The 4,545-nt window shown below is 45.8% G+C and carries 3 protein-coding genes; 2 read left to right on the top strand and 1 reads right to left on the bottom strand.

The window, feature by feature from the left end; all coding sequences use genetic code 11:
* On the bottom strand, positions 1–1,969 hold a 1,969-nt coding region (locus tag K5905_RS28215; RefSeq protein WP_297590593.1), incomplete at its 3' end, for a CocE/NonD family hydrolase.
* A 548-nt stretch (positions 1,970–2,517) separates the two neighbouring features.
* Here K5905_RS28215 and K5905_RS28210 point away from each other — a divergent pair.
* Positions 2,518–3,936 carry a pilus assembly protein TadG-related protein gene (locus tag K5905_RS28210; protein WP_297590591.1) on the top strand — a complete coding sequence of 473 codons (1,419 nt, stop codon included), beginning with the start codon at positions 2,518–2,520 and terminating at the stop codon, positions 3,934–3,936.
* Entirely contained in the window at positions 3,933–4,484 is a 552-nt protein-coding gene (locus tag K5905_RS31665; protein WP_367187034.1) for a TadE/TadG family type IV pilus assembly protein, read from the top strand. Before K5905_RS28210 ends, K5905_RS31665 begins: the two co-directional genes overlap by 4 nt.
* Positions 4,485–4,545 lie beyond the last annotated feature (61 nt).

The raw sequence follows: 4,545 nt of genomic DNA, 5'->3' as shown, positions 1-4,545 counted from the left end.
GTAGAACCTTCTCGCAAAACTCGCAAAAGAATATTTGCTCGTCGCCATTGGAGGCCTCCAAAGTTCCTTCAATATGAAAGAACTCCGCCTCAGCTCGCATAGATGTCGTCAAACGTGTTTCCGCACGGAAATCGTCCCGAGAAACTGAATTCGTCCAAACAATATCAACACAGGGCGAGCTAATATCGTCGGGATCTATCGACCATCTCTCATACGCCGAACTAAATCGCCGAAGATTGTGTTCCTCGATCTCGATACCACCATCTTCATAAATGGTTTCAAGCACCCATCGACCGTTGTCCTCGAAACGAAACTTGCGCTTGAGTCTATCCTTCAAGGGGCGAGCAAATTTGGTCTGGTCGACCTTTGCAGGTAATTCATCGACTTCCGTAACCTTACCATCAACGAACTCCGGTAGAAATAGCTGCCCTTCCTGCAGATGCAGACTGAATTCTTCTATCTCGGGCCAACAAAAAGGCCAATACGAGCCAGACAGGGCCAATCTGAGCTTGTGCCCCTCGGACAGCTGATAACCAATATGATCGAAGTTTAGTTCAATCGTGTAGACCTCGCCTGGCCTTAATGCGACAGGTGTTTCGAAGCTATTGCGAAACACCATGTTCAACATTGCGATGGAAATTAGCCGAGACGACCCGTCAGGGCCGACATCACAAAGACGGGCAACGACTTGACCCCAAGGCTTATTGGAAGCCAATTTCAGAATTGCCCTGGGTGCGCCTAGAAAAACCTTACTCTTTCGAAATTGGTCTGTCTCAAAAAGGAGCGAGAGGTTGTCATCAGGTGCCTGCTCCCCAGGGCGATCTAAACTACACAATTGCGTGCTGAAAAATTCTCCACTCGCAATTCCACACAGTGGCTCAGTGTGGATCCATTTGTCGACAACTCCCGCCTGTGTTGTCAGGCCTGCATTATCTAAATGATAGTCTATGTACTTGATTGTTTCGGTAGGCCAAGTCTGTGCAGCTACCCAATTTCCTGAAACAATTGAAGCGTCGGAGCTTTCTCTAGATCCATCTATTATGAAGGCTCGCAAAGCAGGAGCATGTTCGACCCCATTTTCCTTGCCTTTAAGCCATCGGTCCCACCAACGCAGTGCCTCCGCCGGAAAATTCAACCAGGGCCCATAGGACGAAATGTGCGGATAATTGTGGTCCCATGGTCCCAAGATAGCTTTTGAAGACTGTTTTGTCCCCTCCAATAGCTTGATCGGTAAATTGCGATACCCGTCATTCAAGCCAGCGAAACTCAGAATGGGTATTTCTATCTTGTCAAAATCTTCACAAACAGAGCCTCGCTTCCAATAAGCATCCCTGGTGCGGTGTCGCGCCCAAATGCCGGGAAGAAAAGAAGTATTTTTCAGCCTTTCCAGCCATATGTCTGCCCACTCGTCTCCAACAACGGCGGGGTCAGGAGGAAGTGAAATGACCGACATGGCCTTTGTCGCCCAGCCGATGTTTTTACTCAGCTCAATTCCTCCCTTGTAGTGAATATCATCGGAAAAACGGTCCACAACCGCGGACGCCGTGATCACAGCCTTCAGTGGACAAGGCCGCCGCGTGGTCATTTGCAGACCGTTTATGCCACCCCACGAAATTCCCATGATGCCCACAGCACCATCGCACCAAAACTGTTTTGCAACCCAGTTTATGATGTCCTCAATGTCTGCAAGTTCTCGCTCAGAATACTCATCATCGAACAAACCTTGAGAGTCACCTGTCCCGCGTAAGTCAACACGCAGACAAACATAGCCATTTTCAGCGAAATAGCCGTGCGTGGTTCCGTCCCTTGCTGCGGTTCCATCTCGTTTTCTATAGGGAAGCACTTCTAAAACCGCGGGCAACGGAAGTTCTTGCAAGTCTGCAGGCATCCAGACCCGTGCGGACAATTGCACTGCATCACGTAGTGGAATGCGCAGATCGTCAATGATCGTATAATTTGAATTATTCATGTGAATAATGGCCTTCGAGGCAAAAGTGAAATTGACTTAAGCTGCTGTCAATTAAGCAAAATTAGTCTTTTTTAAGCCTGTTTAAGCATCTAATGACTTCTCGGAAAATTCGCAAAAAACCGCAACTTCTCTCCCTTGGAGTGAAGTATAATTAATTATTACTTAAAGTAATAAACGATCTTCATCTCAAATTATCAGTAGCAAAAACTAAATTTCAAGTCAGTCAGCAGAGAATTTCTCGGGTTATGTATCTATATTTGCAGACAAGTGCAGATTTCGATAAAATCACCAATTGGCAAATTGGAAATACGTATCAGTATAGTTTCAAAATAGACAACCAACACCTCAGTTTTACGAAGAAATTTTTCTCCATTCGCAAGATCTGATACAAATATTCATAAAAATACGAGATCGTAATCTATGGACAAATTTGCACTATTGCCGCCTAATCACTCATAAAACCCGTTGTTCGGTTATTGATTTAACCGTTTCCACGATGGTGATTTTTTGTGGAATGCGGTTTACTTTTAACAATAGCTGGTGAACCCATGTTTTCCTTCAAGTCAGCGGTACGTAGTTTTATTAAGTTCAGGCAAGACCGCTCCGGAAATATTGCAATTATTGCTGCCATTTGTGCAGTGCCTATAATTTCGTTGGCATGTGGTAGCGTCGACGTAATCCGGATGACAACCTTTCACCTGCAACTCCAGTCAGCAGCTGATGCTGCAGCTCTCGCGGCAGCATCCCTATCCAATAAAAATGATCCAAATGAAACTGTTGAAGATTTTCTTACATCCAATTTACCTACAGGAACACCCTGGGAAACTTTGAAGTATCAGGTTGTCCTTAGAGAAAACAGACTGAGCGCAAAGGACGTCACAGTAATTGCTTCTGTACTGGTCGATACTCCGTTTCTGTCACTTGTTGGCCTCCCCAAAAACACTGTTAAAGTTAAATCCGTAGCTACACAATCGGCGAAAAACCTCGAAATTTCCATGGTCTTGGACATCTCAGAGTCAATGGACGAAAAGGGGAAAATTCAAAAACTGAGGTCCGCTGCGAAAGAATTTGTCAATGTAATCGTGGACAATCACGGAAAGGAATACACGTCATTTAACTTGGTACCTTTTGCCGGGAGCGTGAATCTCGGATCTACAATATACAACAGATATGCCAATAAAAATGGTGGCAACACCATAAGAGGCCCAAGTAAATCACAATACAATAAAAAATTGAAAGTTCCTTATCGGAATTTTCTCTTTGGGAACGGCCAAGCATGTATCGAATATAGGGATGCAGATATCGATCTTGAGGACATCCCTTCAAACAGTCGAGCCCAAGTACCTCATTTTTATCGATGGAGCCGCAGTAACAGCTGGTGCCCGCATCGTTCAGCTGCCGCAATTTTCAATTCTAACGACATAACTGGAATACGTAACCGCATTGACGGAATGCAGGTTGGAGACGGGACAGGGATGGACGTTGGTACTCTGTGGGGAGCAAAAGCACTTTCACCAAGCTTGAAGGGGCGTCTTGGTGGAAACTTTAGCGACCGCCCCGCTCCCTTCAATGATAGCGCTACGATCAAAATAGCAATAATCATGACGGATGGAGAGATTACCCCACAATGGCGGCCGCAAAAGCCAAGAACGGGTCGAAAAACCGATATTCGAAGCGGAGTAGGTGAAGGGGGACAGATTGTCGTAAGTTCAGGCGATAGATGGACTAGGTCAGGCGCCCGCGATAATGCCGTTGCTTACTTCAAGAGAATGTGTGAAAAATTAAAAGCAAACAATGTACAAGTCTATACTATAGGCTTTCAAGTTGACTGGCGCGGCGATGCCAATCATTTACTCTCCAACTGCGCAAGCAATCCTAGTAATTACTTTCGTATTGAAAATCTAAACCTTGAACGAGCCTTCGACGCAATTGCACAGTCCTTGAGCACGTTGAGGGTTTCAGGATGAGTATGCCGTGTCGCGCTTTTCGTCTCTTTCCGAAAGCTCATTCCGGTGCAACAGCGATTGAGTTTGCCATTGTCGCTCCCGTGTTTTTCTTGTTGCTCCTATCGTTGTTCGAGATCGGATTGCTGTTTGTCCGGATGGCCATGCTGGACTTTGCAGTTACGAGGGTTTCGAAATCCATTTACATAGGTTCCGTCTCAAGTGAAGTAGCTAAAGGCGAATATACGCAAGCAGATATCAAGGCAGACGTCTGTAAACTCATGGGAGCTCTTGTTCCGGAATGCAACAGGGAGATTACGGTTGAACTTAGAGAAATCTCATCCATAGCTCGACTTCCCAACACGAATGCAAAATGCAGAGATTCTCAAACAAACGTCAATCCGTCTGTAACGTTCAATCCTGGAGGATCGAGAAGTGTCGTTTTCATGCGAGTGTGTGTCACGGTTGATCTGCTAACTCCCGGATTGGGGTTCGGACTCGCATTGCCAAAAACAGACACAAATCGACATGAAGTAATTTCTGCTGCGGCATTTATGAACGAGCCATTCTGATATGCGCTCTTTGCTAAGAAATTGCAGAAGGTCATTGCTCGCCAGCACAAGCGGAGCGGCA

Origin of the sequence: Roseibium sp., from assembly GCF_025698965.1 — a bacterium.
Lineage (GTDB): Bacteria > Pseudomonadota > Alphaproteobacteria > Rhizobiales > Stappiaceae > Roseibium.
This window is presented reverse-complemented; position numbering and strand designations above follow the sequence as displayed.